Source organism: Streptococcus mitis (assembly GCF_901542415.1).
In the GTDB taxonomy this organism is placed as follows: Bacteria; Bacillota; Bacilli; order Lactobacillales; family Streptococcaceae; genus Streptococcus; species Streptococcus mitis_BL.
Window position 1 is genome coordinate 1,397,383 of record NZ_CABEHV010000004.1, and the last position, 23,010, is coordinate 1,420,392.

The window sequence follows — 23,010 nt, forward strand, 5'->3', positions numbered from 1 at the left end:
TTCTCCTATCTTGCTTTATAGCTGTTTTTCAATACAAAGAGGTTTGCTATTCCTAACACAAATACCCAGGCAAGTAACATACCAATGTTAGAAAAAGATATTTCTCCACCTTTTTTATTTAAAAGATTTACAATAGGACCAACGAACGAGTAATCCAACACTTTTTGAGCCGTATCATTTTGAAGAGCAATTATGGGTAAAAAAGATACGATTAGCATAGGGAAGATACTATAAACTTGCGCTTTAGATTGAGTATCTGACACCGCACCGATTAGAAGGTTGAGAAAAATAACACTAATAGTTGCTAAGACCAAATAGATAACGTAGGCAACTAAATAACCAGATACATCTACTCTAAGATAGATGGGAAGTACAATCATAGCAAGTAACATTATCAGAATAGGGAGAACAAGCATACTGAAAGTATATTCTGTTGCTGTCACACCACTTAGGATGAGTGATTTCAGATTTCGTTTTTCCTTATCTTCTGCCATCATAATCGATACCATATAACCACTTCCCATACTCAAGACCATGGTCAAACTCGTAGAGAGGAGAAACATACTCAATTCTCCATTCTTATTCATGAATTCATTATATAAAACAGCAATACCAAAAGGCATCAATAAAGTCGCCAACAAAGATGAATTGCTAATAAGGACTTGTAATCTTAACCATAGTAGGGCATTTAATTTTCTAAACATCTAACTTTTCTCCTGTTAATCTGATAAAGATCTCTTCTAAAGTCGGCTCACAAGAGTGAACCACCATCAAATCTGTCGTGTCTAAATGTGGTAATTCTTCAAATGGGACTATCTGTTCTCGTCCATCATTATAAACCACACGTACTTTCTTATCCACATGGTACTTCTGGATAATATCTTGTGGACTTCCATACTCTATTAAGTTTCCCTTATTCAAAAGAGATAAGCGATCACAAAGCAGAGTTGCTTCATTCATATCATGCGTGGTCAGAAAGATAGTTGTCCCCGCCTGCTTTAATTCTTGAAGTAGGGTATGAATCATCTTAGATGTTGTAGGGTCTAAACCACTAGTTGGCTCATCTAGGAAGAGAATCTTAGGAGCATTCAGAAGGGCACGAGCCAAGAACATTCGTTGTTTCATTCCAGTAGATAACTTTTCTGCGATAATATCTTTAGCATCTGCCAATCCAACCTGTTGGAGCACCTGATTTACTCTATCTGACTTGAGACCATATAGCTTAGCATAGATGAGAAGATTTTTGTAAAGACTCATCTTTTCATAAAAACCACTTCCATCACTAACAATACCAATTTGTTCCAAATCATTTGAGGTTAAATCTTGAGAATTCTTGCCTAACAAAATTGTTTTACCTTGATCTGCAGCCAACTGACCTGTTAAGACATTGATCATGGTTGTTTTACCTGAACCAGAAGGCCCAAGAAAACCAAAGATTTCCCCCTCCTTAATCTCAAAAGAAATCTGATGAAGAGCTTTTTTGCTCCCAAAACTTTTGCTTACATTTTCAACACGAATCATAGAAACTCCTTTATTTAAAATAACGTTTCACCATAGGCAACTGCATCACACCGATATAAATATGGATCACTCCTACCAGCAAGAAAGCTAGTAACTGAATCTCTCCTGTCAGCAAGGAAAAGAGAGCAATCAAAAAGTAGAGACCTGGCAAGACATATTGGTTTAATTGGAATAAAATTCGAAAACTCTGTTCCAAATTAGCCTGGCGCTCCCCCTCATCGTAAGAATTGACATAGTCTAAATAATCCTTTGGTGTAGAGAAAAATGCCAAATCAAACTGACGAACAATCGCAATAGTCTTATAAAAATATTTTTGAGCATTAAAAATCAACACTAATCCCAAAAAAGAAAGAGGTAAGATTAGATTGCTTCTATCTAGTACAATCACTTCACTTCCTGAAATAAAGAGAGCCAATAAAATCGCTACACTTGTAATATGAAAAGCAATGGTTCCAAACTCAAGATTACGATTCATTTGCACATAATAGGTTTCATTCAGATCATCGTCCATTTCCTCTTGATACAAGGAGTGAAATTTTCTGCTTTTCTTTAAGAAATTGAAAGTCAAAAGAATGCTAATGAAACCTATCAATAAACAAATAGCTGATATCCATGGTATCAAGACTTTTACATCTAAAATAATTTCGTGGGATTCGGTAGCAGCCTTAAACATCCCTACAAAACCGCCCAAGAAACCTCCAAAGACAACAGACATTAAAAATAACAATCCACCTTTATTTTTCTTTTTCATTTTCATTCTCCTTTTTCACTTGCTAGATTTTTGGATTTCTTTTCAATCCATTCAATTACTGGGATGAGAGCAAAGTAGGCCCAAATAAATTGGTCACTTTGATAGGGACTAAACCAACCTAAGTCTATCCCAATCAGTAGAAATACGCTGACTAACAGAGCTACGACAACGACATAATAAATCACTTTATACTTGTTCATCACTCATCCTCCTCCAAGCGAAATACCGATTCGACTGTTTCGTTGAAAATCTGAGATATTTTCAAGGCAATCACAACGGATGGGGTGTATTCGTCCCGTTCTAATAGGCTAATGGTCTGTCTGGAAACCTCTGCTAGCTTGGCTAGTTCGGTTTGATTGAGGCCATCGCGAGCCCGCAGCTCTTTTAGACGATTTTTTAATTGCATGTTACACACCTACTCTCCGTCAAATTCAACTGTCTGGATATCCTCAATGCGTTGTAGTTTGAATTTTTCTTTTCCTTTTTTATTAACACGACGTAGCTTGACCCATTCCTCATCTACATCTACAACTTCCCAGTTATCTGTTCCAAAAACTTGTCCAACGATTGTCGGTGTTTTCCCAATCAATTCTTTTAATAATCTTGACATTTCTTTATTTCCTTTCTGTTTTTGCTCAATTCTTTTGATTTTATTCTCTAATTTCTTGACCCTTTGGGTATGATAGAGATAAAACATAATCACAAGAGGTACAAATCCTAATGCCCACATAATCGTTCCCTGCTCCTTTTCTCTTAACTTGATTATATTGTAACACATCTTTTTCTTTTTGACAAGCATATTTGTCAAAAAGTTTATGATTTTTGTCATTTTGCAAAAGAAAAAGGTCAGGAGTGGGTTCCTGACCAGTTTATCTATCATTAATACTCTTCGAAACTCTCTTCAAACCACGTCAGCTTCACCTTGCCGTAGATATGGTTACTGACTTCGTCAGTTCTATCCACAACCTCAAAACACTGTTTTGAGCAACCTGCGGCTAGCTTCCTAGTTTGCTCTTTGATTTTCATTGAGTATAAAAACCTAGTTTTTCAAAAATTTCTGAGAAGTTTTTGCTGATTGTCTCAAGCGACACTTGCACTTCTTCTCTTGTTTGGTTGTTCTTGACTGTCACTTGTCCACTTTCGACTTCACTCTCTCCTAGGGTGATGAGGGTTTTAGCAGCAAAGACATCGGCTGACTTGAATTGAGCTTTGAGTTTACGGTTGAGGTAATCACGCTCTGCTTTGAAACCTTGTTGGCGAAGAGCTTGTACCAACTCCAAGGCCTTGACATTTGCTCCTTGACCCAAGACTGCGATATAAACATCTAGGGCGTTTTCGATAGGGAGGGCCACACCTTGCTTTTCAAGGATGAGAAGTAGGCGCTCTACACCAAGTCCAAAACCAAATCCAGCAGTTTCCGGGCCTCCAAAGTAAGAAACCAAACCATCGTAACGACCACCCGCACAGACTGTCAGGTCATTGCCCTCAATCTCAGTGATAAACTCGAAAATGGTATGGTTGTAGTAGTCCAGACCACGCACCATATTGGTATCGATGATATAGTCTACTCCAAGATTTTCCAACATCTGACGCACAGCATCAAAGTGTGCTTGGCTTTCTTCATCAAGGAAGTCCAAGATAGAAGGCGCATTCTCTACTGCTACCTTGTCTTCTTTTTCCTTAGAGTCCAAGACACGGAGAGGATTTTCCTCCAAACGACGTTGGCTATCCTTAGACAAGGTCTCCTTAAGCGGTGTCAAATAGTCAATCAAGGCTTGACGGTAGGCTGCACGGCTCTCAGGATTTCCAAGAGTGTTAAGATGCAATTTGACACCTTGGATACCGATTTCTTTCAAGAAATGGGCTGCCATCGCGATTGTTTCCACATCGGTAGCTGGATTGCTAGAGCCAAAACACTCAACACCAATCTGGTGGAATTGGCGCAAACGTCCTGCCTGTGGACGCTCATAACGGAACATAGGGCCCATGTAGTAGAACTTACTTGGCTTTTGCACTTCTGGGGCAAAGAGTTTATTTTCCACATAGGAACGGACAACTGGCGCTGTTCCTTCTGGACGGAGGGTAATATGACGGTCACCCTTGTCATAGAAATCGTACATTTCCTTGGTTACGATATCCGTTGTATCTCCGACAGAGCGACTGATGACCTCATAATGTTCAAAAATAGGCGTGCGCACTTCTGCATAGTTATAGCGCTTGAAAATCTCACGGGCAAAGTCTTCAACGTACTGCCATTTGGCAGATTCAGCAGGTAAAATATCCTGCGTTCCTTTTGGTTTTTGTAATTTCATAGGGAATCCTCTTTAAACTTAATAGTCTTATTTTACCATAAATAGAGGGATTAAAACAGTGAGAGAAGAAAATCTCAAGAGAGTCTTTTCAGAAAATTCATCAAAAACTTGCCAAATTGTCAGAATTATGAGAAAATAGAGGATATTTATCACGTGGAGGGACTGTAATGAGAGACGATATCAAAATCAATGACCGTGCTTTGGCCTTAAAAGACCAAATTATCGAAAAACTAGAGAAGGTTTTTGATACAGATGTGGAATTGGATGTTTACAATCTAGGACTGATTTATGAAATCAATCTGGACGAAACAGGTCTCTGTAAGATTGTCATGACCTTCACTGACACAGCCTGCGATTGTGCCGAAAGCCTGCCTATCGAAATCGTGGCAGGTCTGAAACAAATCGAGGGTATCGAAGATGTCAAGGTTGAAGTTACCTGGTCGCCTGCTTGGAAGATCACACGAATCAGTCGCTACGGCCGCATTGCCCTTGGACTGCCACCTCGTTAATACTCTTCAAAAATCTCTTCAAACCACGTCAGCGTCGGCTTGTCGTAGTACGATTACTGACTTCGTCAGTTCTATCCACAACCTCAAAACAGTGTTTTGAGCAACCTGCGCCTAGCTTTCTAGTTTGCTCTTTGATTTTTATTGAGTATAAGCAAGCAAATCACTTTTGAAGATGAAAATAAGCAAGCCTAAGTTGGCTTGCTTTTTCAATTTACTTTTTACCTGACTTGTCCATATTCCAGAAGTCTGTTACGGCTCCGCGTGAAGCAGATGATACGATGTGAGCGTATTTACCGAGGACACCACGACTGTAAAGTGGTGGTAAGGTTGTTTCTGCCTTGCGTTTTTCAAGTTCTTCTTCAGATACGGCCATGGAAATTTCTTTGGTATCTTGGTCAACCGTAACGATATCGCCTGTACGAAGGTAGGCAATTGGTCCACCATCCTGAGCTTCAGGAGCGATATGTCCCACAACCAGACCGTAAGTACCACCAGAGAAACGACCATCCGTCAAGAGGGCAACCTTGTCTCCTTGACCTTTACCAACAATCATTGATGAAAGTGACAGCATCTCAGGCATACCAGGACCACCTTTAGGTCCAACGAAACGAACAACGACTACATCGCCATCAACGATTTCATCTGTCAAAACGGCCTGGATAGCATCTTCTTCTGAGTCAAAGACCTTAGCTGGACCAACGTGACGACGTACTTTAACACCTGATACCTTGGCAACCGCACCATCAGGAGCAAGGTTCCCGTTCAAGATAATCAATGGACCGTCCGCACGTTTTGGATTTTCAAGAGGCATGATAACTTTTTGACCTGGTGTAAGGTCTGCAAAGTCAGCCAAGTTCTCAGCTACAGTCTTACCAGTACATGTAATGCGGTCTCCATGAAGGAAACCATTTGCCAAGAGATATCTCATAACCGCAGGCACACCACCGACTTCGTAGAGGTCTTGGAAGACATACTGACCAGATGGTTTCAAGTCAGCCAAGTGAGGCACACGCTCTTGAATCGTATTGAAGTCCTCAAGTGACAAGTCAACATTGGCAGCATGGGCAATGGCAAGCAAGTGAAGAGTGGCATTTGTAGAACCACCGAGAGCCATAGTCACAGTGATGGCATCTTCAAAGGCTTCACGAGTCAAGATATCTGATGGTTTGAGACCAAGTTCCAACATCTTAACAACAGCACGTCCTGCTGCTTCGATATCTTCTTTCTTATCAGCTGATTCAGCTGGGTGAGATGAAGATCCTGGTAAACTCATACCGAGAACTTCGATAGCAGTCGCCATGGTATTAGCAGTATACATACCACCACAGCCACCAGGTCCAGGGCAGGCATTACATTCAAGACGTTTCACGTCCTCAGCTGTCATATCACCGTGGTTCCATTTCCCGATCCCCTCAAAGACAGAAACCAAGTCGATGTCTTTGCCATCAAGATTTCCCGGTGCAATGGTTCCACCATATGCGAAAATAGCTGGAATATCCATATTAGCAATAGCAATCATAGAACCCGGCATGTTCTTATCACAGCCACCGATAGCAACAAAGGCATCCACATTGTGGCCTCCCATAGCTGCCTCGATTGAGTCCGCAATAATATCACGAGATGTCAAAGAGAAACGCATACCAGGCGTTCCCATGGCAATCCCGTCCGCTACAGTGATAGTCCCAAACTGCACAGGCCAAGCACCTGCTGATTTTACACCTTCTTTAGCCAATTTCCCAAAATCATGCAAGTGAATGTTACATGGTGTATTTTCCGCCCAAGTCGAAATGACCCCAACAATCGGTGTTTCAAAGTCCTTATCTGTCATACCAGTCGCACGAAGCATGGCACGGTTTGGTGATTTTACCATGCTGTCATAAATGCTACTGCGGTGACGTTTATCTAATTCAGTCATTTGTTCCCTCCCATTTCAGTTTTTACTATTATAGCACATTTTAAAAGCAATGAACAGAAGAAAATTCTTGAATTTTCAGAAAATTCTATACACATATAAACATTTTAAATTAAAAACAACAAAGCGGATCAGGGCACTTTCTGATTACCAGAATATGCTTTTAATCCGCTCGCTTTAAATAACGTAATGTAATTTTTACAGAAGTTCTTTCAGATAAGTGTATTTAACATCTATCTTGCATTATAAAACGCTAAAACTTTCTCTTTTATATTCGATTCACTCAAACCATACTCATTAAGAAGATAATCCATTTTCCCTACTTGACCGAATCTTTCTTGAACACCCATCCGATGAATTTTTGTTATTCCATCATCAGAGAATAATTCACATAAAGCACTGCCAATTCCACCTATCTGATTGTGGTTTTCTACAGTAAATATAGTTTTTCCGCTTAACATTGTTTTTATCTGTTCTGGTATCGGTTTGATTCTAAATAAATCTATCACACCTACTGAATAACCTAATTTAGACAGTTCATCCGCAACTCGAATACTTGGAGCAACCATTATGCCAGAAGCAACTATTACAACATCTTCACCGTGTCTTAACTCAATGTAGCCTTTAGAAAAATCTTCTCCACCTTGATATACAGCCTCTGGAGCTTTTCTAATTGTTCGAATATATTTTAGTCCTTTTAATTCTAATGTCTGGTTCAAGATTTCACGAAATTGGATATCATCAGTTGCTTCAAAAATGATTGATTTAGGAATTAAACGTAACAATCCAATTTCTTCAAATGGCATATGTGTTCCACCATTCATCTCTGCCGTTACTCCTGCATCTGAGCCAATCACAGTGGCATCCAATTGTGCGTACCCAAGAGAAATAAATAATTGATCAAATACTCTTCGTGAAGCAAAAGGGCCAAATGTATGAAGATAAGGTCTAAACCCCTGAATAGATAAACCTGCTGCAAGCCCGACCATTTCTGCTTCCATGATCCCAACATTCACATAACGGTCTCCAAAGTCCTTTTCAAGATTATTAGTAGCCATCGAACTTGACAAGTCTGCTTCTAAAACTACTATATCAGAATAACTTTGGTTAGCTTCTAGAAGGAAATCTCTATACACATGTCGTAATTCTTTCGTACTTCTCATCATTCTGTTTCCTCCAATTCCTGACTTAATCTTTCTACAACTGAAGTTAACATTTGTCTCTCCTCTACAGTAGGGCGAAGATGATGATTGGATTTCATTTCTTCCAGCTCTCGAACTCCTTGACCTTTAATAGTGTCTAATACAATACACTTAGGGGATGAATTATTTGACTGTTTTAATTGGATAATCCCTTCATAAATTTCTCTAATATCTGAACCATTGACCCTAATGGATTCAAACCCAAATGCTGAGAATTTTTCTACAAAATCACCTGGATTACAAATATCCTTTGTAAAACCATCTAATTGTTTTTTGTTATCGTCTACAAATACAATTAAATTAGATAACTGTTGATGAGAAGCAAACTGTATAGCCTCCCAACATTGTCCCTCATTTAACTCACCATCTCCAACAATAGCATAGGTGTAAAAGGGACTTTTTCTTATTCTCTGACCATATGCAAGTCCGGTTGCAACACTAATTCCCTGTCCTAAAGAGCCAGTTGTCATATCTATGCCCGGCGTTAGATTTCTATCAGGATGAGACGGTAATTTGGTTCCATTTGTATTTAAAGAATATAAGAATTCTTTGTCAAAGAAACCATTCAAATAGAGTGTGCTGTACAAAGCTGGTCCAGCATGTCCCTTGGATAAAACAAAATAATCTCTATCTCGTGACGCAAATATTTCTGGAGTCATCGGCATTATTTCACCATAAAGCACTGCTAAAACTTCTACTATAGACAGACTCCCTCCATAATGGCCGAATCCAAGATGATTCAATGTTCTAAGAGTATTTAATCGGATTTTTGTTGCAAATTTTCTTAACTCATCTTCTCTATTTTCACTTAAAATCATCCCTTATTCCTCCTTTGCAGATGGCTTTTTAATAAAGGATACTCCAAACATAACTGCTAGAATAAGAACAAGACCAATAACAATGCCTGCTTGTGAGCCAAATTGATTCAACATTCCTAAAATAATTCCTGATAGACCAAAATCTGCATCTGAGAAAGTTGACCCTTGGAAACCAAGTCCTCCCAAAACTGGCATTAAAAAGACTGGAAGAAAACTAATTAAAATACCTTGTAAAAATGCTCCAATAGTGGCTCCACGAACACCACCAGATGCATTCCCAATGACACCTGCAGTCGCTCCACAGAAGAAATGAGGCACAACGCCTGGTAAGATGACAACCGTTCCTGAAGCAATCATAATTGCCATACTTACTAAACCACCGACAAAACTAGAGATAAATCCAATTAGGACTGCATTAGGTGCATAAGTATAAACAATCGGACAATCCAAAGCAGGTTTTGAATTAGGTACAAGACGCTCTGAAATACCTTTAAAGGCTGGAACAATTTCACCCAAAATAAGGCGAACACCTGCTAAAATAACAAATACACCTGCTGCAAATTGACCTGCTAATTGTAAAGCATAAACTAGACCACTTGTACCATTACTGATTTCTTTTTCTATATATTCTGACCCTGCAAAGATAGCTACAATAATGTAAATAACTGCCATAGATAAAGTAATACTAACAGTACTATCACGTAAAAAAGCTAAACTCTTTGGGAATTTAATGTCCTCTGTTGATTTTGATTTGTCACCGATAAGGCTACCAGTGAAACCACTTAACCAATATCCCAAAGAACTGAAATGACCTAAAGCCACCTTGTCATTTCCAGTTAATTGAACCATATATTTTTGCACAAATGCTGGGGAAATACTCATAATAATACCGAGTGCTAATCCTCCTAGTAAGATAAGAGGCAAGCTAGTAAAGCCAGCAACTGATAAAATGACCGCAATCATACACGCCATATATAGAGTGTGGTGCCCTGTTAAAAAGATATATTTGAATCGAGTAAAACGAGCAATTAAGATATTGAATACCATACCTGCAAACATAATCATTGCAGTAGCTGAGCCATATGTTGTTAAAGCTACAGCTACAATTGCTTCATTATTCGGCACAACGCCAGATAAATGAAAAGCATGCTCAAACATGGTACCAAATGGATTCAAAGAATTTTGTACAATTCCTGCACCACCAGATACAACTAAGAAACCAACAAAGGTCTTAATTCCACCTTTAATAATATCAGGTAATTTCTTCTTCTGAAGAACTAATCCTAAGATTGCAATTAAAGCTACTAAAATAGCTGGTGTACTAACAATATCCAATATGAACTTCATCATGACGCTAGCCTCCTATATAAGTCCTTTTTCTTCACAAAGTTTCGTAATTAATTCTCGTAGTTCATCCATATCAATAATACTATTTAAGATACGAACATCTCCAAGATGACTAGCTGAATCAGCTAGATCACGACCAACAATCCAAATATCAGCAGCATTTGGATCTGCTCCACCTAAATCATAGTGTTCAACTTCTACATCTGAAACATTCAAATCACTCAATACAGATTCAATATTCATCTGTACCATAAAACTTGAACCTAATCCTGAACCACAAGCTGTACCAATTTTTAACATTATCTAATCCTCCTGTTTAATTATCATTTCAATGTCATCATAGTTTTTTGATGATATTAAAGTTTGAACATGATTTTTATCTCTTAAAATTGTTGTTAAATGTGACAAAGCCTTTAAATGACTCTCATTATCAATGGCTGCAATACAAATCAACAATCTTACCTCCTGTTCTGGATTATCCAATAAATAAATCGGTTCTTCCAAAACTAACATTGACATTCCTATTTCATTCACACCTTCATCTGGCCGAGCGTGAGGAATTGCTACTCCCTTCCCTAAATTAATAAAAGGCCCAAACTCTTCTACTTTTTGAATCATTGCCTCAGGGTAGTTCTCAGTTATCTTATGTTGATCCAAAAGCGGTTTAGCTGCTAAACGAATTGCCTCCTTCCATCCTAATTTTTCCGAACTAACCTGATAAGTTTCTTTTGTAATTAATTCTTCTAACAATGGTAACACTTCCTTTCTGTTCATTTCTTGATAGAGATACCTCTTTAATGCTAATTTTAACTCTAATTCTTGTGTGATTACACTATATCGTCTTACTATGCTAATTATCTGATTAAGCTCAATATCTCGATAACCTGTATCTGGGAAATCTTTTGATACCAATTCAACTAACTGTGTTGTTTGTTCTTCCGTCATCATAACAGAAACTAGATAATTTGGCTTCTCTGTATCCACCTTTATAGTAGAAAAAACCATATCATAGTCACTACTAGTTTTCGCATATAAATCATCAATCTTTGAGGTTCCTATAAACTCAATTTGAGGGAATAATGCTAATAGATTCTCTTTTATCATCAATGAAGAACTAATTCCATTAGGACAGATAATTGCTGCTTTATAACATTTTTGAGGCAAATTGTCTGCTTTCTTTAAATATCCTCCAAAATGGATAACAAAATATGCTGTTTCACTATCAGGTATGGGCTTGTCAATAGCGTCCATCAAGGGAGTCAAAGAATCTTTTACTAGTTCAAATAAATCAGGATAATGTTCTTTAACATGCAACACATATTCATTTGAGCTAGGTAAGCCGAACTTTAATCTATAGTAAGCCGGTATAAGGTGGCGGCGAAGATTTTCTCTCAATACTTCTCTTTGTTTAAAATGTAACAAAGAAATATCTTCCATTCTACTTATAATAGCCTCTGTTAATTGATTAAAGTAAACCGGAGCAACATCTACTTCACCTTCAAAGCAACTTGATAATAAAACTGTGACATAGCGATAATCATCCTCTGAAAATACCGTATCTATAATTCCCAAATCAACTACTGTATCTAATAAAATAGTCGTTATATCTTGAATAATAGGAGATACTAATGTCTCTGAAAGACATACTCTTTCAACATCCCTTTGATACCTACATATAATGAATACTAAACCGAAAAGGCAAACTTTTAATTGATTAACAATAGGTACTATCTGTAGCTTTTCATAATAATCTTTAACTACCTGATCAATCAAATCATAAGTTAATGAATACCCCCAACTGGATAAAACATAATCCAACCCCCAAATCCCTATGGAGGATTCCAGCAACTCACTAACCATTTGAAAAGATAAACGGTGCTTATTCCACTCTGAACCGTGTAAAGTATAACCTTTTGCTCTACTGTACCCTAGCTCCAAATCATTATCCAACATAATCTTTCTTAATGATTGAATATCAGATAAGGTTGTATTCTTACTTACTTTCAAAAAGTCTTGGTAATGATTATTCGATATAAAATCTAATCGGCAAAAAGTGTAAAGATAGATTAATGCTAAGCGAGTCGACTTTGGTAAAACCAATTCATCCGACTTAATAATATCTGTCAAAGACTGCTTCGTACGATTTGATAAACTATAGCGACCTTGTTTTTTATCCAGCACTATCCCTTTATTAGCTAGATAAGGCACTAAATAATCTATTCCTTCTTTGACTTCCTTTATAGGTAAGCTCACCTTAACAGATAATTCATATAATGATAGCTCACAATGATCCATCAAAGTCATCAAAATAACTAGTGCTCTATAATCAAACATTTCTCTTCCTTTCTAACTACAATTATAGTGTAAAAGTTATAAGAATAAAAGAGTATTTCAGCACAATATAATCTCACTTCCTATAAGTAATTATTGGGCTGAAACTTTTTAGTGATTATTTGTCAACTTTCTATTAATTTTTAAAAACAAAATGATATCATTTAGATATCAAATAACAGAGGTCATTCTTATGACTGAAAAACTAATCAATTCATAACCAAATGGTGTATTAGCATTGATTCTCATTGAGTTGACAATCGTACTTGGTATCTTTATATTTATAATGGGTGTTGGTTCGGAAAACATTTTTGGAATTATTATCGGACCTTTACTAATCGTAATTGCAGCGCTAACTCATGCTGGTTTAAAAGTTGTCAAACCTCAGGAGGCTATGGTTCTGACACTCTTTGGTAACTATACAGGTACCATCAAAGAACCTGGCTTTTACTTTGTCAATCCCTTCAGCGTAGCAGTCAACCCTGCAAACCACACTCGACTTGGACAAAGTGGTGATGTTAGCACAAAATCTCCTTTTTTAGGAGCTAAATCATCAAATGACAATGACTGCTTAGGAAATCCTTGAAGCACGTATCACTTACCTAGCTTATGCTCCAGAAATTACTTCCATTATTGATGCCCGTAAGATGATTGTAGATGGTGCTGTAGGAATGGTTGAAATGGCACCAGAACGGATCAATGAAGGGGAATTGGTAGAGCTTGACGAAGAACGAAAAGCTGCTATGGTTTCCAATCTCCTAGTCGTCCTCTGTGACAATCATGATGCACAACCAATTGTCAACACAGGAAGTCTTTACTAAAGATGGTTGAAGCTAAAAAAAGCAGATCCCCCTTCGACTCTCAACAAAGTTATACGTTGCACTCGCCTCATGGGCAGAAGATGACTTTCGTTCAGTCAATGGGCAAATCGAATATCTCCTTACAGAATGTGTCAAACAACGGAAGAAAGACGGAAAATACGTATCAGAAACCATTGACGAACCATTTGAGATTGATATTTAACACCTTCTCCTGTCTGCTAGGTCTGACAGGAGAATTTTTTCATCTTTTTTTGTCAAGTAACTTTACTTTACAAAAAAAATGTGTTATTCTAATATGGTTGATGAAAATCAGTAGATTGAATCGAATATAAATACCTAAAGGAGAAATCAAAATGGCAGTACCTGCACGTCGCACTTCAAAAGCGAAGAAAAACAAACGTCGTACACACTACAAAGTAACAGCTCCATCTGTAAACTTTGACGAAACTACTGGAGATTACTCACGTTCTCACCGTGTATCACTTAAAGGATACTACAAAGGACGTAAAATCGCTAAAGCTGCATCAGCTGAATAATAGAAGGGAGATACCATGCGCGTAAATATTACACTTGAACACAAAGAATCTGGTGAACGCTTGTACCTTACTTCTAAAAACAAACGTAACACTCCAGACCGTCTTCAATTGAAGAAATACTCACCAAAACTTCGCAAACACGTTGTGTTTACAGAGGTTAAATAAGGTTTCATTACATTTCAGTACATACTGAAAAACATTGATTTCATGCGATTTTTAAAATATTGAATTTCATTACAAATCATTTGGAATCAGTTCTATGGCAACCTTTTTGGCAACCTTTTTTGAAATAAAAAAGAAAGTCAACAATCGAAGAATGTAAAGTCCTAAGAATTTTCTAGGACTTTTTTCATTCCTAAAAATTGTTGGAATAGCGCAGTCTTTTCAATAAATTTTAGGAATCCAAAAAAAATCTTCCTACAATAAGTAAGAAGATTTTTTATTTTTACTTTCTTAAGTTCTTTTTGGTATACCCTAATCCTAAACCTGCTAGTAACCCCAAGCCTAATAATCCTAGCATAGATCCCTTAGTTCCTGTATTTGGAAGTTGTTTCTTAGGTTCTGCTTTTACATTTGTAGCTTTTGCAGGAGCTTGATATGTTTTATCGTCTTTAGTTCCCACTGTGGCAACACTAACAGGTCTGTTTTGCGCCTTAGCATCTACGATGTCAACTACTTTACCGTCAGCGTTAGTGACTTCTTTTGGTTGACCACCTGCTTTACGGATTGCATCTGCTTTACGAGAAAGCTCTTCCAAGCGACGTTTTTCTGCTTGTTCAGTTTCATAACGGTCTTTGAGGTCTTTCAAGTTAGCATGGACACGAGCCTTAGCTTCAGCGATACCCTCTAGACGAGCCAACTCGTCCTTAGCAGTCTCCAACTCAGCACGAAGTACACCAAGCTTAGATTTAGCATCAGTAAGCCCTGCTTCCAAAGTCTTGAGGACTTCATTACGTTTAGTAAGGGCAAGTTCTAGTACTGTATAAGTATCAGTAGCCTCTTTAGATGCTTCACGTTTACGGAATAGGTCTTGACCAGCTGACTTACGAGCCAAGACTGCTACATCATGAGCCTTAGTAAGGACTTCCAATTCACCCTTGGCAGTTGTAAGAGCCTTGTCTGCGTTTGATTGTTCAGCCTTAGCAGTCTCAAGAGCTGACTTAGCTTCAGCAAGAGCCTTAGCTTTGTCAGTAGCATTTGATTTAGCTAGAGCAAGTGACTCCTTAGCAGTTTGCAAAGCTTTAGTGTCTTGTGCTAGTTTAGATTCGGCATCAGCAAGAGCCTTTTCAAGAGCTGGAACATCAATCTTGTTACCGACTACGTTAGATAAGTTAGTACGAGCATTAGCAAGAGCTGTTTCTGCGTTGGTGTAATCAGTTTGGGCAGTTGCTACAGTTGATTTAGCTTCTTGAGAGGCTTTAACTGCGTTGTTGTAGGCTTTTTCAGAATTTGCTACCTTATTGCGCAAATTAGCTACGATTTCAGCCTTATCTGAAACAATTTCAGTCTTATCAAACTTAGAGTCAGAATCAATTACATTGTCACTAGTACCATCAAAATGGATCTTAGTGATTCCGTCAGCCTTACCTACTGAAACCCCAATGTATTGCAAGTGAGATAAAAATTTGTTAGTTGAAACATCAGATACCCCTTTAGCATGCCCCCACTTAGCGTGACCATCCCAGTAAAGCATACCGTAGATACCCCCAAGAACCTGCTGTTTTAAATCATAGACAGTATTTACTGGTATAGTAACTGAGACATTATGGATTAACTCAGACACAGCAGTCTTATTGTCTTCGCCAACAGAACGCATAACATCACGGTTATGCCCTTGAGTACCGTTAGATGCCTTGGCGATTTCGTCAGCCATCTTAATTGAGTCTGCTGTTACCTTAGCAGGCGCAGTACCAAACTGTTTGCGTACCTGATTGAACAAGTCTGCTGCATAAAGTGAAAGTTCTTTACGAGTTTCAAAATCTAGATTGTAAATATCTACAACACGTTTCTTATCACGTTCAGAGCCATTGAAAGGAATAGTGAAAGATACTAAATCACCATTGTAGTACTCTACCTCACCTAACTTCTCTAACTCCTTATACCCCAATTTAGTCAGTTTCTTACCTAGTTCAGCAGGTCTGCCTTTTTCAAAGTACTCTTTTAATAGAGAAATATACTCTGGACTTACAGTGATAGTGTTCTTAACGTCTTCACCAGTACCTGCTAGCTCTTCTTTAGCACGGTCTAGGTCAGCTTTAGCTGTAGCAATAGCTTGGTCTTTGTTGACTTGGTCAGCTTTAGCATTAGCAAGGGCTGTAGTAGCTTGAGAAAGTTTAGTTTCAGCGCTAGATACCCCAGTTTGGGCGTCTTTGATAGCTTGGTCTTTGTTAGATTGAGCTTTTTTACCATTATCAAGGTTAGTCTGAGCAGTCGCTACTGCCTGAGTGTCAGCACTGACTTGGTTAGTAAGCGTAACTACCTCTTTTTCAAGTGGCGCAACATCAGTAGTAGATGAAAGAGAATCTACTTTCTTCTGAGCATCAGCTACCTTGTTAGCCGTAGCTGTGGCAGTTTTCTCAGCATTAGATACTACCTTAGTTCGGTCTTCAACCTTTTCAGCAGTTGCAGATACAGACTTATCAGCATCAGCTACAGTCTTTTCAGCCGTAGCAAGCTCATTAGCTTTCTTTTCAGCGTCAGCCTTAGCCTCAGCTACCTTTTCAGGTGTAACAGACTTAGCTTCTTCTACTTTCTTAGTAGTTTCAGCGATAGTCTTTTCAGCATTAGCAATGTTTGCTTCAGTAGATGCAACAACTTCTTTTTGCTTAGCTACATCCTGACTAGCCTTGTCCGATTCAGCCTTAGCCTTATCTACGTCCGATTGACTAGGAACTTTAGGGACAACCTCGTCCTGAGCAACTACCCTAGTTGCAGGTTCGTTAACGGCTACTTCCGTTTCGCTAGCTGATACCCCAGTAGATACCCCAAAAGCTGTAAGTGCTAAAGTAGAAACGACAGCACCTGTGCGCAATTTCTTGATGGTTCCGTGACCTTGAGTGTTTGATTCCATCGTATAAACTCCTTTATGTCTTAAAAGACTGTTTTATGAATAATATTATACCATATTTTACAGTCTTTTAAATATTATTTTTGTTATAATTTCAGTCTTTTGACAGCGATTTATTCAATGGGATAAACTTGTATGATAGTTATGAGGTACTATCATGACTGAAAAAATAAATTTAAGAGAATTTGTTGCAAAACAAATCAGACTTCTAAGACTGAAAAGCGGGATGACACAAGAATATCTAGCAGAAAAGGCTGATCTGGGATTCAACTATATCTATAGATTAGAGAATAAACAGTTAAACGTTAAGCTTGAGACTATTGAAAAAATCATACAAGCGCTTGAAGTTGATATGAATACTTTTTTTAATATTGAAAATCAAAATCAAAGCGGAGAATTTTCACAACTCATTGAAGATATTAGAAACCTACCAACAGAAAAAAGAGAACCTACTATAAAAGCTCTCCGAGATATATTAAAACAAATAAATTAAGCCAAGTATTTTTGAACTTGGCTTTTTATTTTGTTAAATTCCCTTGACATTCAAAAAAGAACTCATATAAACTACTACGAATAAAACGACTATCTAATAGCGGAGCGAACAATAATTCTAGTTCCTTTTGTAGTTTTTCAGTTTCAAATTTTAATTCATTAAGAGTCATTTTTGTTGAAAATTCTAAAAAATTATTTCTACCCTTATCTTTAGTGATTTCCCTCGGTTGTAAAGGTCCCGAATCTGTAACTGCTATACGTAGTTTAGCAAGGAAAAGCATAATTTGCCAAATATTGGTTTGTTCTTCACTACTATTTTTAGAATCAATTAAACTAACAGTTAATTCTTCTAATATATTTAAAAAATTAGCCTTATTCAGATATTGTTCAAGAGTTGAATAATCAATATCAAAATCGATTTCATCCTGTGAATACATAAGAAATTTTAGCAAAAAAGACTTCATATCGTCTAGTTGCTCACTAGAGAGCTCAAATATACTATATCTAGTATTTTTACCTTTTATTGCTTTGTATTCATTAGCAAAAGCTAGACAACTACGAATTAAACCTTGATCTTGCTGAGTCAAATATAGTTCACTTAATTCCGATTGTTTGTCTTCAAAAAAATCATCTACTGTCCCCTCTAACATATCAGTTATAGTTTCTGACTCAACTTTAATTTTTTGAAAAAGTAAAGAAATTACAAATTTTGTAGTTCCCTTAACTGAAAAAACTTTCCAATCCGGTTTTTTACCCTCTCCACAGTAATCTTCTACAAAACCTCTTTTATTAGAGCTTGAAAAGTTCCTAGGTATAAATGCTTCTCTTATATCTCTTAACAACTTATAACTTTTCCAATAGTAAATATATTGTTTTAAAATCTCAATATCATGTACTATAATTCTTAGTTCATTTTGTAATGCTTTGTTTTCTTCATACAATTCTATTAAAACTTCAAAACATGAAATATTATTTTGCATATCAATTCCCCTCCCCAATACACTACTATAAATTAATTATACCAAAAAAAGCTATTGGGATGAGGGGGAAATACAAAATATTGTGATTTTTTTAACATGTATAATAGCAACATAATCAAAAAAAGATCGTTGTTTGTAATAAAATTAATTCTAGAATGTTATTATCAATGCTTCTGAAATAAGTTCCATACAGCGATCTAAAACTTGCAATAAAGAGGTTAAAAGAATGGATTTACAAAGATTTAAAGAAATAGGTTGTAACCCTAAAGTTATTCCCGCGAAAATAAAAAATGAAGATTTTGATTATCTTGCAAAAATAACTTGTATCTGGTTCACTTTTCAATACTATAGTAAATTTTATACCAGGAAGCCTCCAAAAAACTATGCATTCTATGATGTATTAATGCAGTATGATAATTCTGAGGAATTTAGAAAATATCGTACTGATCTTGGAATACCTGAAAATGAATATGGTTATCCAACTATCAGTAGCCGAACCCTACAAAGAATTTTTTCTCTACATACAATTAATAAAGAATTTGTTCTTCAAATTTTTACAAATAACCATTTTCAAAGAAGATATATAGAAGCTTATAATTATTTCTTTTGGGATAATAGTTGTGAATTAGTAAAACCTTATAATAAATTTCTCAAAAATCTTATGAAATTGGCGAGTTTTCAATCTAAAAAAAATATAAAATGATTATAAAGGTGGTGATTCCAATGTAAAATAACCTAATACTCTGTAGTGATTATTATTGCTGAACAAGTCCCACACAGTAGTAATATGTAAAGATTGTGGCGAAAGGAATAAAAAAATGCTTTTATGTGAAGAAGTTCTTATAACTGTAAATTTGCTAGGTTTGAGTCAAGAAATAGACTTTGAAACAAAACAGGCAACTGGAAACGTAAAACTGGATGTTGGTTTTCGAAATGATTCTGGAAAATATATTACTAGAATCATAAAAGTTAACAACTCGACAGTTTCAGAATACACTCCGTATCTAGATGAAAAAATCAATTTAAGATTACAACGTGTAACATTTTCAGCTTATCTATCTAATAATAGAGCAGCGTTATCTATTAAAGCTGAGAAAGCAACGATAGAGGAATAAGTATGATTCTAAAAAGAGCTAGAGCACCAACTGCTTAATTTTCTTCGTGCTGACAAAAAAAATTACAAGGAGAGTTTAAAAATGAAGACAATTTTTGAAAAAGCAATCAGACAAAATCCTTCGATTACTTTTGATCGATGTGTCAAAGAGTGTGAAAAGTTGCTAGGAATACTGGGGAGCGATCAACTAGTTAACTTAAGTCTAGAAGATCGTTTGAATCTAGTGAGTAAGTTTGAATATATATCTTATGAGAGCAGAGGATATCTAGACTTACAAGCACTTGTTCCTAGTTATGCTGTAAAAAAAGACTCTCTGCTATTAAAACACAGAGAAAACCCTTTTATCACAACAGCTCAACAACAGCATGCTCAAAAACTATATGATATGGTTTCATATACAACAAATAGCTACCCGTATGGGATGATAATTTACTACGATTTTGAATCGTGGACAGATGATAAGTTACGTTTGAATATTACGTTAGAGTATAACGAAGCATTTAACAGGAGATAAACTTTAATGATTTACATTTTACAGTCAGTACTCTACTTAATATCCATATTTTCAATACTATACTCAGGGTTTGTATTTGTTAATATGATTATTCTTATCTATACATTGCCTAGTAAAGAGCTACTTCCGAAAGCTATCAAAAACACAAACTTGCAAATTCAACATTTGTTAAAGTTATTTATTGACTCTCAGGAAGAACAAAACTATTATTCAGATTTTCATGCTGAGCTTATACATCAAGCTTCAAAGCTCAGCATATATCTGAACACAATTCATTTTCCAAATGGGATACAACGAGAGAGACAAGATTTCTATCTCTGGTTATCAAAAATGCCAGTTCAACAAGACTTTGATGATTGGAAAATGGAGCTACGTCAAACGGTACGTAGTTACAATGATAACCTTGATGTTATGTTTAACATGGTAGAGGAAGAACCTTATTTAAAACTCAAGATTAATCTAATCTCTAAAGAAGATTTAAATCGTCTTAAGCACAGTCAGGCTAAACCCCTCTACGATGACGAAGGAGAAATTTGATGACACTTAAATTGGATATACTGAGAAAAGAAAGTAGCAACGAACCTATTGAATGGAACTGCACTCGCTTTCCACATCTCCTCATTTCCGCACCAACAAATAGCGGGAAATCTTACTTCATTAAATATATACTAAGTATATTAAAAATTCATTCAGATGATGCTTCTATTATGATACTTGATTACAAACAAGGAATAGACTATTGGCAGTGGAGACAATTAGATAATGTGTATCTTGGTGATTCCGTTTACGATGGTTTTCGGCAAGCTTATAGCATTTTTGAAAATCGTAGACTTAATCCTAACCAAAAATATCCTCCTTTCTTTTTGATATTTGAAGAATATCAAAGTACAGTTGAAAGCATTCCCAAAAAAGCTGACAAAGAGGAGTTTTTACAGAAAATGGGGAATTTGTTACGATTATCAAGACAGATCAATTATCACATTATATGTGTCTGTCAAAGAGGGGATTCCTCCTTGTTTCCTCCTGGTGGAAGGGAAAATTTTTCCTCTAAAATTTCAATTGGAAGATTAAGTCCCCAAGCTAAACAGATGCTGTTCCCTGATGACGAGGTTAATCGCAATAAATCCCAAGGCGAAGTTAATATTCAGTTTGATGGTTCATTCGTTATTGAAGCTAGAACCTATACTATTAAAGATATAGATAAAGCAACATATTTAATAACTGGCTTACTAGATCGAGGAATACCAAAAAGCGAGGAGACTGTTGCCCGTAGCCCCTCAGGCGAAGGATAAGCTTACAGCCTCGCCAGCTTTAGCTGGCTAAGTTCGGGCTAGTATTACCCCGAACTTCATGACAACATGACAAACTAACTAAAACATTACTATAACTAGTATAATTGGATATAAAATTGTCACAATAAGAAAGTGACAAAGGAGAAGATTCATGACAAATTATAAAGTTTCATCAGATTTTCGCGCTCGTAGTTTCTGTTGTGTTCTGAACAACGTTGATAAGTTGTTCGATAAGAAATCAGATTTTTTTGATAGCGATACATACAATGAAAAAACTAAAAAAAGAATTCAAGAGTTTCGCAAGTCCCTTCCAGATACCGATGAACCTCTCAACCCCGAGGAAATTGTCTATTTCTTAATGGAACGGTGGATTGCACGAAATGAAAACGTTGTCTGCGCCGTTAACTATGAAATCGGTGACAATGGAACTCATCATTGTCACATGGTACTTGAAGATAAACAAGCTTTCCGATTCTCGGCTCTTCAAAAACTCTATCCCACTATACATATAGAAGTTACCCGTGGAACCAGAGAGCAAGTCATTGCTTACCTTGAAAAAAGCGGAGAGCATGAAGAAAAGGCACATACTATTGTAGTACCTATGAAGATTCACGGTGAGCTTAGAGCTGGAAATCAAGGTCACCGAAGTGAATTTGATTACATTCAGAAACAAATAGAGAACGGAGCTACTCCTGAAGAAATTATGGGGAGTAACTTTGAGTTCCGTAAATACTCTAAAATGATTCGTGAACACTTCTTTCAGTATCGACTTTCTCATACTCCAGACGAAAAAGAAATGGCAGTATACTGGCATGTGGGAGAGTCTGGAGATGGAAAATCGCACACGCAAGTTGATTTAAAGAAAAAGCATGGTCGGGATAATGTATATATCTGGACTGACTTTGATAATGGTGGGCTTGACTTATATTGCGCTGAATCTATACTTTTTATGGATGAATTCAAGGGCATGCCATACAAAGAATTTCTTAAGGTGACAGATGTTTACCCTATTCAGCTACACGCCCGTTACACAAATACAATCGCTCTTTGGAATGAAATCCACATCACATCAATTTTCACTCCAAAACAAGCTTATGACTTAATGGTAGCAGAGGGTCAACGAGAAGTTGATAGCTATAAACAGTTACAACGGAGACTTACTGAGGTTATCTTTCATTTTAAAACCAAAGAAAATGATGGTAGCTTCAAGTATAAAACCATTACATTTACACCTGAAGAGTTCGATAGATACAGCAAGGAACAAATTGAAAAATTTGCATACCTATTCGATAAGTTTAATCCAAGTGTATTAAACTATGACTTCGAAAAGGATGCATTTCACAGTTCTATGAACCCAAGCAATAATCGAAGAAAAAATGCTACTACTTCCAAACCATCCAAATCAGAAAGTAATAGCAAATAAGTATTCCGAGATAAGCCAAGGCTAATCTCTACTACCATTATGCCATATTTCGATTATTGTTGCAAAGA

Annotated in this window: 26 protein-coding genes and 1 pseudogene; 12 read left to right on the plus strand and 15 right to left on the minus strand. The window is 36.7% G+C overall.

The features are described 5' to 3' along the window. Positions 1-5: 5 nt before the first annotated feature. The 7 genes from FQT24_RS07325 to hisS form a co-directional block, all read right to left on the minus strand. Positions 6-704 carry an ABC transporter permease gene (locus tag FQT24_RS07325; protein WP_000488844.1) on the minus strand — a complete coding sequence of 233 codons (699 nt, stop codon included), beginning with the start codon at positions 702-704 and terminating at the stop codon, positions 6-8. Then, complete coding sequence (locus FQT24_RS07330; RefSeq protein ID WP_000621673.1) at positions 697-1,521, minus strand: ABC transporter ATP-binding protein; 825 nt, start codon at positions 1,519-1,521, stop codon at positions 697-699. The genes FQT24_RS07325 and FQT24_RS07330 overlap by 8 nt, the downstream gene beginning before the upstream one ends. A 10-nt stretch (positions 1,522-1,531) precedes the next feature. Beyond that, positions 1,532-2,272, minus strand: coding sequence for a DUF3169 family protein (locus tag FQT24_RS07335; RefSeq protein ID WP_049500506.1), 741 nt, complete (start codon positions 2,270-2,272; stop codon positions 1,532-1,534). A gap of 2 nt (positions 2,273-2,274) precedes the next feature. Then, positions 2,275-2,472 (minus strand): hypothetical protein, encoded by a 198-nt coding sequence (locus FQT24_RS07340; RefSeq protein WP_143952586.1) that lies wholly within the window; start codon positions 2,470-2,472, stop codon positions 2,275-2,277. Beyond that, complete coding sequence (locus FQT24_RS07345) at positions 2,472-2,678, minus strand: helix-turn-helix transcriptional regulator (protein ID WP_001176233.1); 207 nt, start codon at positions 2,676-2,678, stop codon at positions 2,472-2,474. Before FQT24_RS07345 ends, FQT24_RS07340 begins: the two co-directional genes overlap by 1 nt. Before the next feature lie 9 nt (positions 2,679-2,687). Further along, positions 2,688-3,152, minus strand: a complete 465-nt coding sequence (locus FQT24_RS07350) for a hypothetical protein (RefSeq protein ID WP_143952587.1) — start codon at positions 3,150-3,152, stop codon at positions 2,688-2,690. A 142-nt stretch (positions 3,153-3,294) separates the two neighbouring features. Further along, positions 3,295-4,584, minus strand: a complete 1,290-nt coding sequence (gene hisS / locus FQT24_RS07355; protein WP_143952588.1) for a histidine--tRNA ligase — start codon at positions 4,582-4,584, stop codon at positions 3,295-3,297. A gap of 167 nt (positions 4,585-4,751) precedes the next feature. On the opposite strand from hisS, the gene FQT24_RS07360 reads away from it, so the two are divergent. Beyond that, positions 4,752-5,093 (plus strand): metal-sulfur cluster assembly factor, encoded by a 342-nt coding sequence (locus FQT24_RS07360; RefSeq protein WP_033681053.1) that lies wholly within the window; start codon positions 4,752-4,754, stop codon positions 5,091-5,093. A 211-nt stretch (positions 5,094-5,304) separates the two neighbouring features. Here the strand turns inward: FQT24_RS07360 and ilvD are convergent, their stop codons facing one another. The 6 genes from ilvD to FQT24_RS07390 all read right to left on the minus strand — a co-directional run bounded on the left by ilvD (position 5,305) and on the right by FQT24_RS07390 (position 12,706). Continuing rightward, positions 5,305-7,008, minus strand: a complete 1,704-nt coding sequence (gene ilvD / locus FQT24_RS07365) for a dihydroxy-acid dehydratase (protein WP_000137346.1) — start codon at positions 7,006-7,008, stop codon at positions 5,305-5,307. Positions 7,009-7,238: 230 nt separating this feature from the next. Further along, the gene (locus FQT24_RS07370) at positions 7,239-8,171 is read right to left on the minus strand and encodes a transketolase family protein (protein ID WP_023947581.1); all 933 of its coding nucleotides are present in this window, start codon (positions 8,169-8,171) and stop codon (positions 7,239-7,241) included. Further along, complete coding sequence (locus FQT24_RS07375) at positions 8,168-9,025, minus strand: transketolase (protein ID WP_024056493.1); 858 nt, start codon at positions 9,023-9,025, stop codon at positions 8,168-8,170. Before FQT24_RS07375 ends, FQT24_RS07370 begins: the two co-directional genes overlap by 4 nt. Before the next feature lie 3 nt (positions 9,026-9,028). Then, positions 9,029-10,375 (minus strand): PTS ascorbate transporter subunit IIC, encoded by a 1,347-nt coding sequence (locus tag FQT24_RS07380; RefSeq protein WP_000975289.1) that lies wholly within the window; start codon positions 10,373-10,375, stop codon positions 9,029-9,031. A gap of 12 nt (positions 10,376-10,387) precedes the next feature. Continuing rightward, positions 10,388-10,672 (minus strand): PTS sugar transporter subunit IIB, encoded by a 285-nt coding sequence (locus FQT24_RS07385; RefSeq protein ID WP_000912476.1) that lies wholly within the window; start codon positions 10,670-10,672, stop codon positions 10,388-10,390. Between the two features lie 3 nt (positions 10,673-10,675). Next, positions 10,676-12,706 (minus strand): BglG family transcription antiterminator, encoded by a 2,031-nt coding sequence (locus tag FQT24_RS07390; protein WP_143952589.1) that lies wholly within the window; start codon positions 12,704-12,706, stop codon positions 10,676-10,678. A 235-nt stretch (positions 12,707-12,941) separates the two neighbouring features. On the opposite strand from FQT24_RS07390, the pseudogene FQT24_RS11085 reads away from it, so the two are divergent. The 4 genes and pseudogenes from FQT24_RS11085 (at position 12,942) to rpmG (ending at position 14,225) form a co-directional block, all read left to right on the plus strand. Beyond that, positions 12,942-13,524 (plus strand): annotated as a pseudogene (locus FQT24_RS11085) (hypothetical protein). 25 nt (positions 13,525-13,549) lie between these two features. After that, complete coding sequence (locus FQT24_RS07405; RefSeq protein ID WP_143953032.1) at positions 13,550-13,726, plus strand: type II toxin-antitoxin system antitoxin; 177 nt, start codon at positions 13,550-13,552, stop codon at positions 13,724-13,726. A gap of 151 nt (positions 13,727-13,877) precedes the next feature. Next, the gene (rpmF, locus tag FQT24_RS07410; protein WP_000290417.1) at positions 13,878-14,060 is read left to right on the plus strand and encodes a 50S ribosomal protein L32; all 183 of its coding nucleotides are present in this window, start codon (positions 13,878-13,880) and stop codon (positions 14,058-14,060) included. A 15-nt stretch (positions 14,061-14,075) separates the two neighbouring features. After that, positions 14,076-14,225 (plus strand): 50S ribosomal protein L33, encoded by a 150-nt coding sequence (rpmG, locus tag FQT24_RS07415; protein ID WP_001265622.1) that lies wholly within the window; start codon positions 14,076-14,078, stop codon positions 14,223-14,225. 280 nt (positions 14,226-14,505) lie between these two features. On the opposite strand, the gene FQT24_RS07420 is transcribed toward rpmG, so the two are convergent. Further along, positions 14,506-17,130, minus strand: coding sequence for an SEC10/PgrA surface exclusion domain-containing protein (locus tag FQT24_RS07420; RefSeq protein ID WP_143952590.1), 2,625 nt, complete (start codon positions 17,128-17,130; stop codon positions 14,506-14,508). A gap of 154 nt (positions 17,131-17,284) precedes the next feature. On the opposite strand from FQT24_RS07420, the gene FQT24_RS07425 reads away from it, so the two are divergent. Beyond that, on the plus strand, positions 17,285-17,620 hold the full coding sequence (locus tag FQT24_RS07425; RefSeq protein WP_047206714.1) for a helix-turn-helix domain-containing protein: 336 nt from the start codon (positions 17,285-17,287) through the stop codon (positions 17,618-17,620). 25 nt (positions 17,621-17,645) lie between these two features. On the opposite strand, the gene FQT24_RS07430 is transcribed toward FQT24_RS07425, so the two are convergent. Then, entirely contained in the window at positions 17,646-18,599 is a 954-nt protein-coding gene (locus FQT24_RS07430; protein WP_143952591.1) for a hypothetical protein, read from the minus strand. Positions 18,600-18,825: 226 nt separating this feature from the next. On the opposite strand from FQT24_RS07430, the gene FQT24_RS07435 reads away from it, so the two are divergent. The 6 genes from FQT24_RS07435 (at position 18,826) to FQT24_RS07460 (ending at position 22,942) form a co-directional block, all read left to right on the plus strand. Continuing rightward, positions 18,826-19,302: a hypothetical protein gene (locus FQT24_RS07435; RefSeq protein WP_143952592.1), complete on the plus strand. Its 477-nt coding sequence runs from the start codon at positions 18,826-18,828 to the stop codon at positions 19,300-19,302. A 115-nt stretch (positions 19,303-19,417) separates the two neighbouring features. Then, the gene (locus FQT24_RS07440; protein ID WP_075228108.1) at positions 19,418-19,714 is read left to right on the plus strand and encodes a hypothetical protein; all 297 of its coding nucleotides are present in this window, start codon (positions 19,418-19,420) and stop codon (positions 19,712-19,714) included. Positions 19,715-19,795: 81 nt separating this feature from the next. Continuing rightward, a complete protein-coding gene (locus tag FQT24_RS07445) occupies positions 19,796-20,227 on the plus strand; it encodes a hypothetical protein (protein ID WP_143952593.1) in 432 nt (143 codons plus the stop codon). Positions 20,228-20,233: 6 nt separating this feature from the next. Next, complete coding sequence (locus FQT24_RS07450) at positions 20,234-20,764, plus strand: hypothetical protein (RefSeq protein WP_143952594.1); 531 nt, start codon at positions 20,234-20,236, stop codon at positions 20,762-20,764. Further along, positions 20,764-21,519 (plus strand): helicase HerA domain-containing protein, encoded by a 756-nt coding sequence (locus tag FQT24_RS07455; RefSeq protein WP_143952595.1) that lies wholly within the window; start codon positions 20,764-20,766, stop codon positions 21,517-21,519. The genes FQT24_RS07450 and FQT24_RS07455 overlap by 1 nt, the downstream gene beginning before the upstream one ends. Before the next feature lie 151 nt (positions 21,520-21,670). Beyond that, a complete protein-coding gene (locus FQT24_RS07460) occupies positions 21,671-22,942 on the plus strand; it encodes a replication protein RepA (RefSeq protein ID WP_143952596.1) in 1,272 nt (423 codons plus the stop codon). The last annotated feature ends 68 nt before the right edge of the window (positions 22,943-23,010 follow it).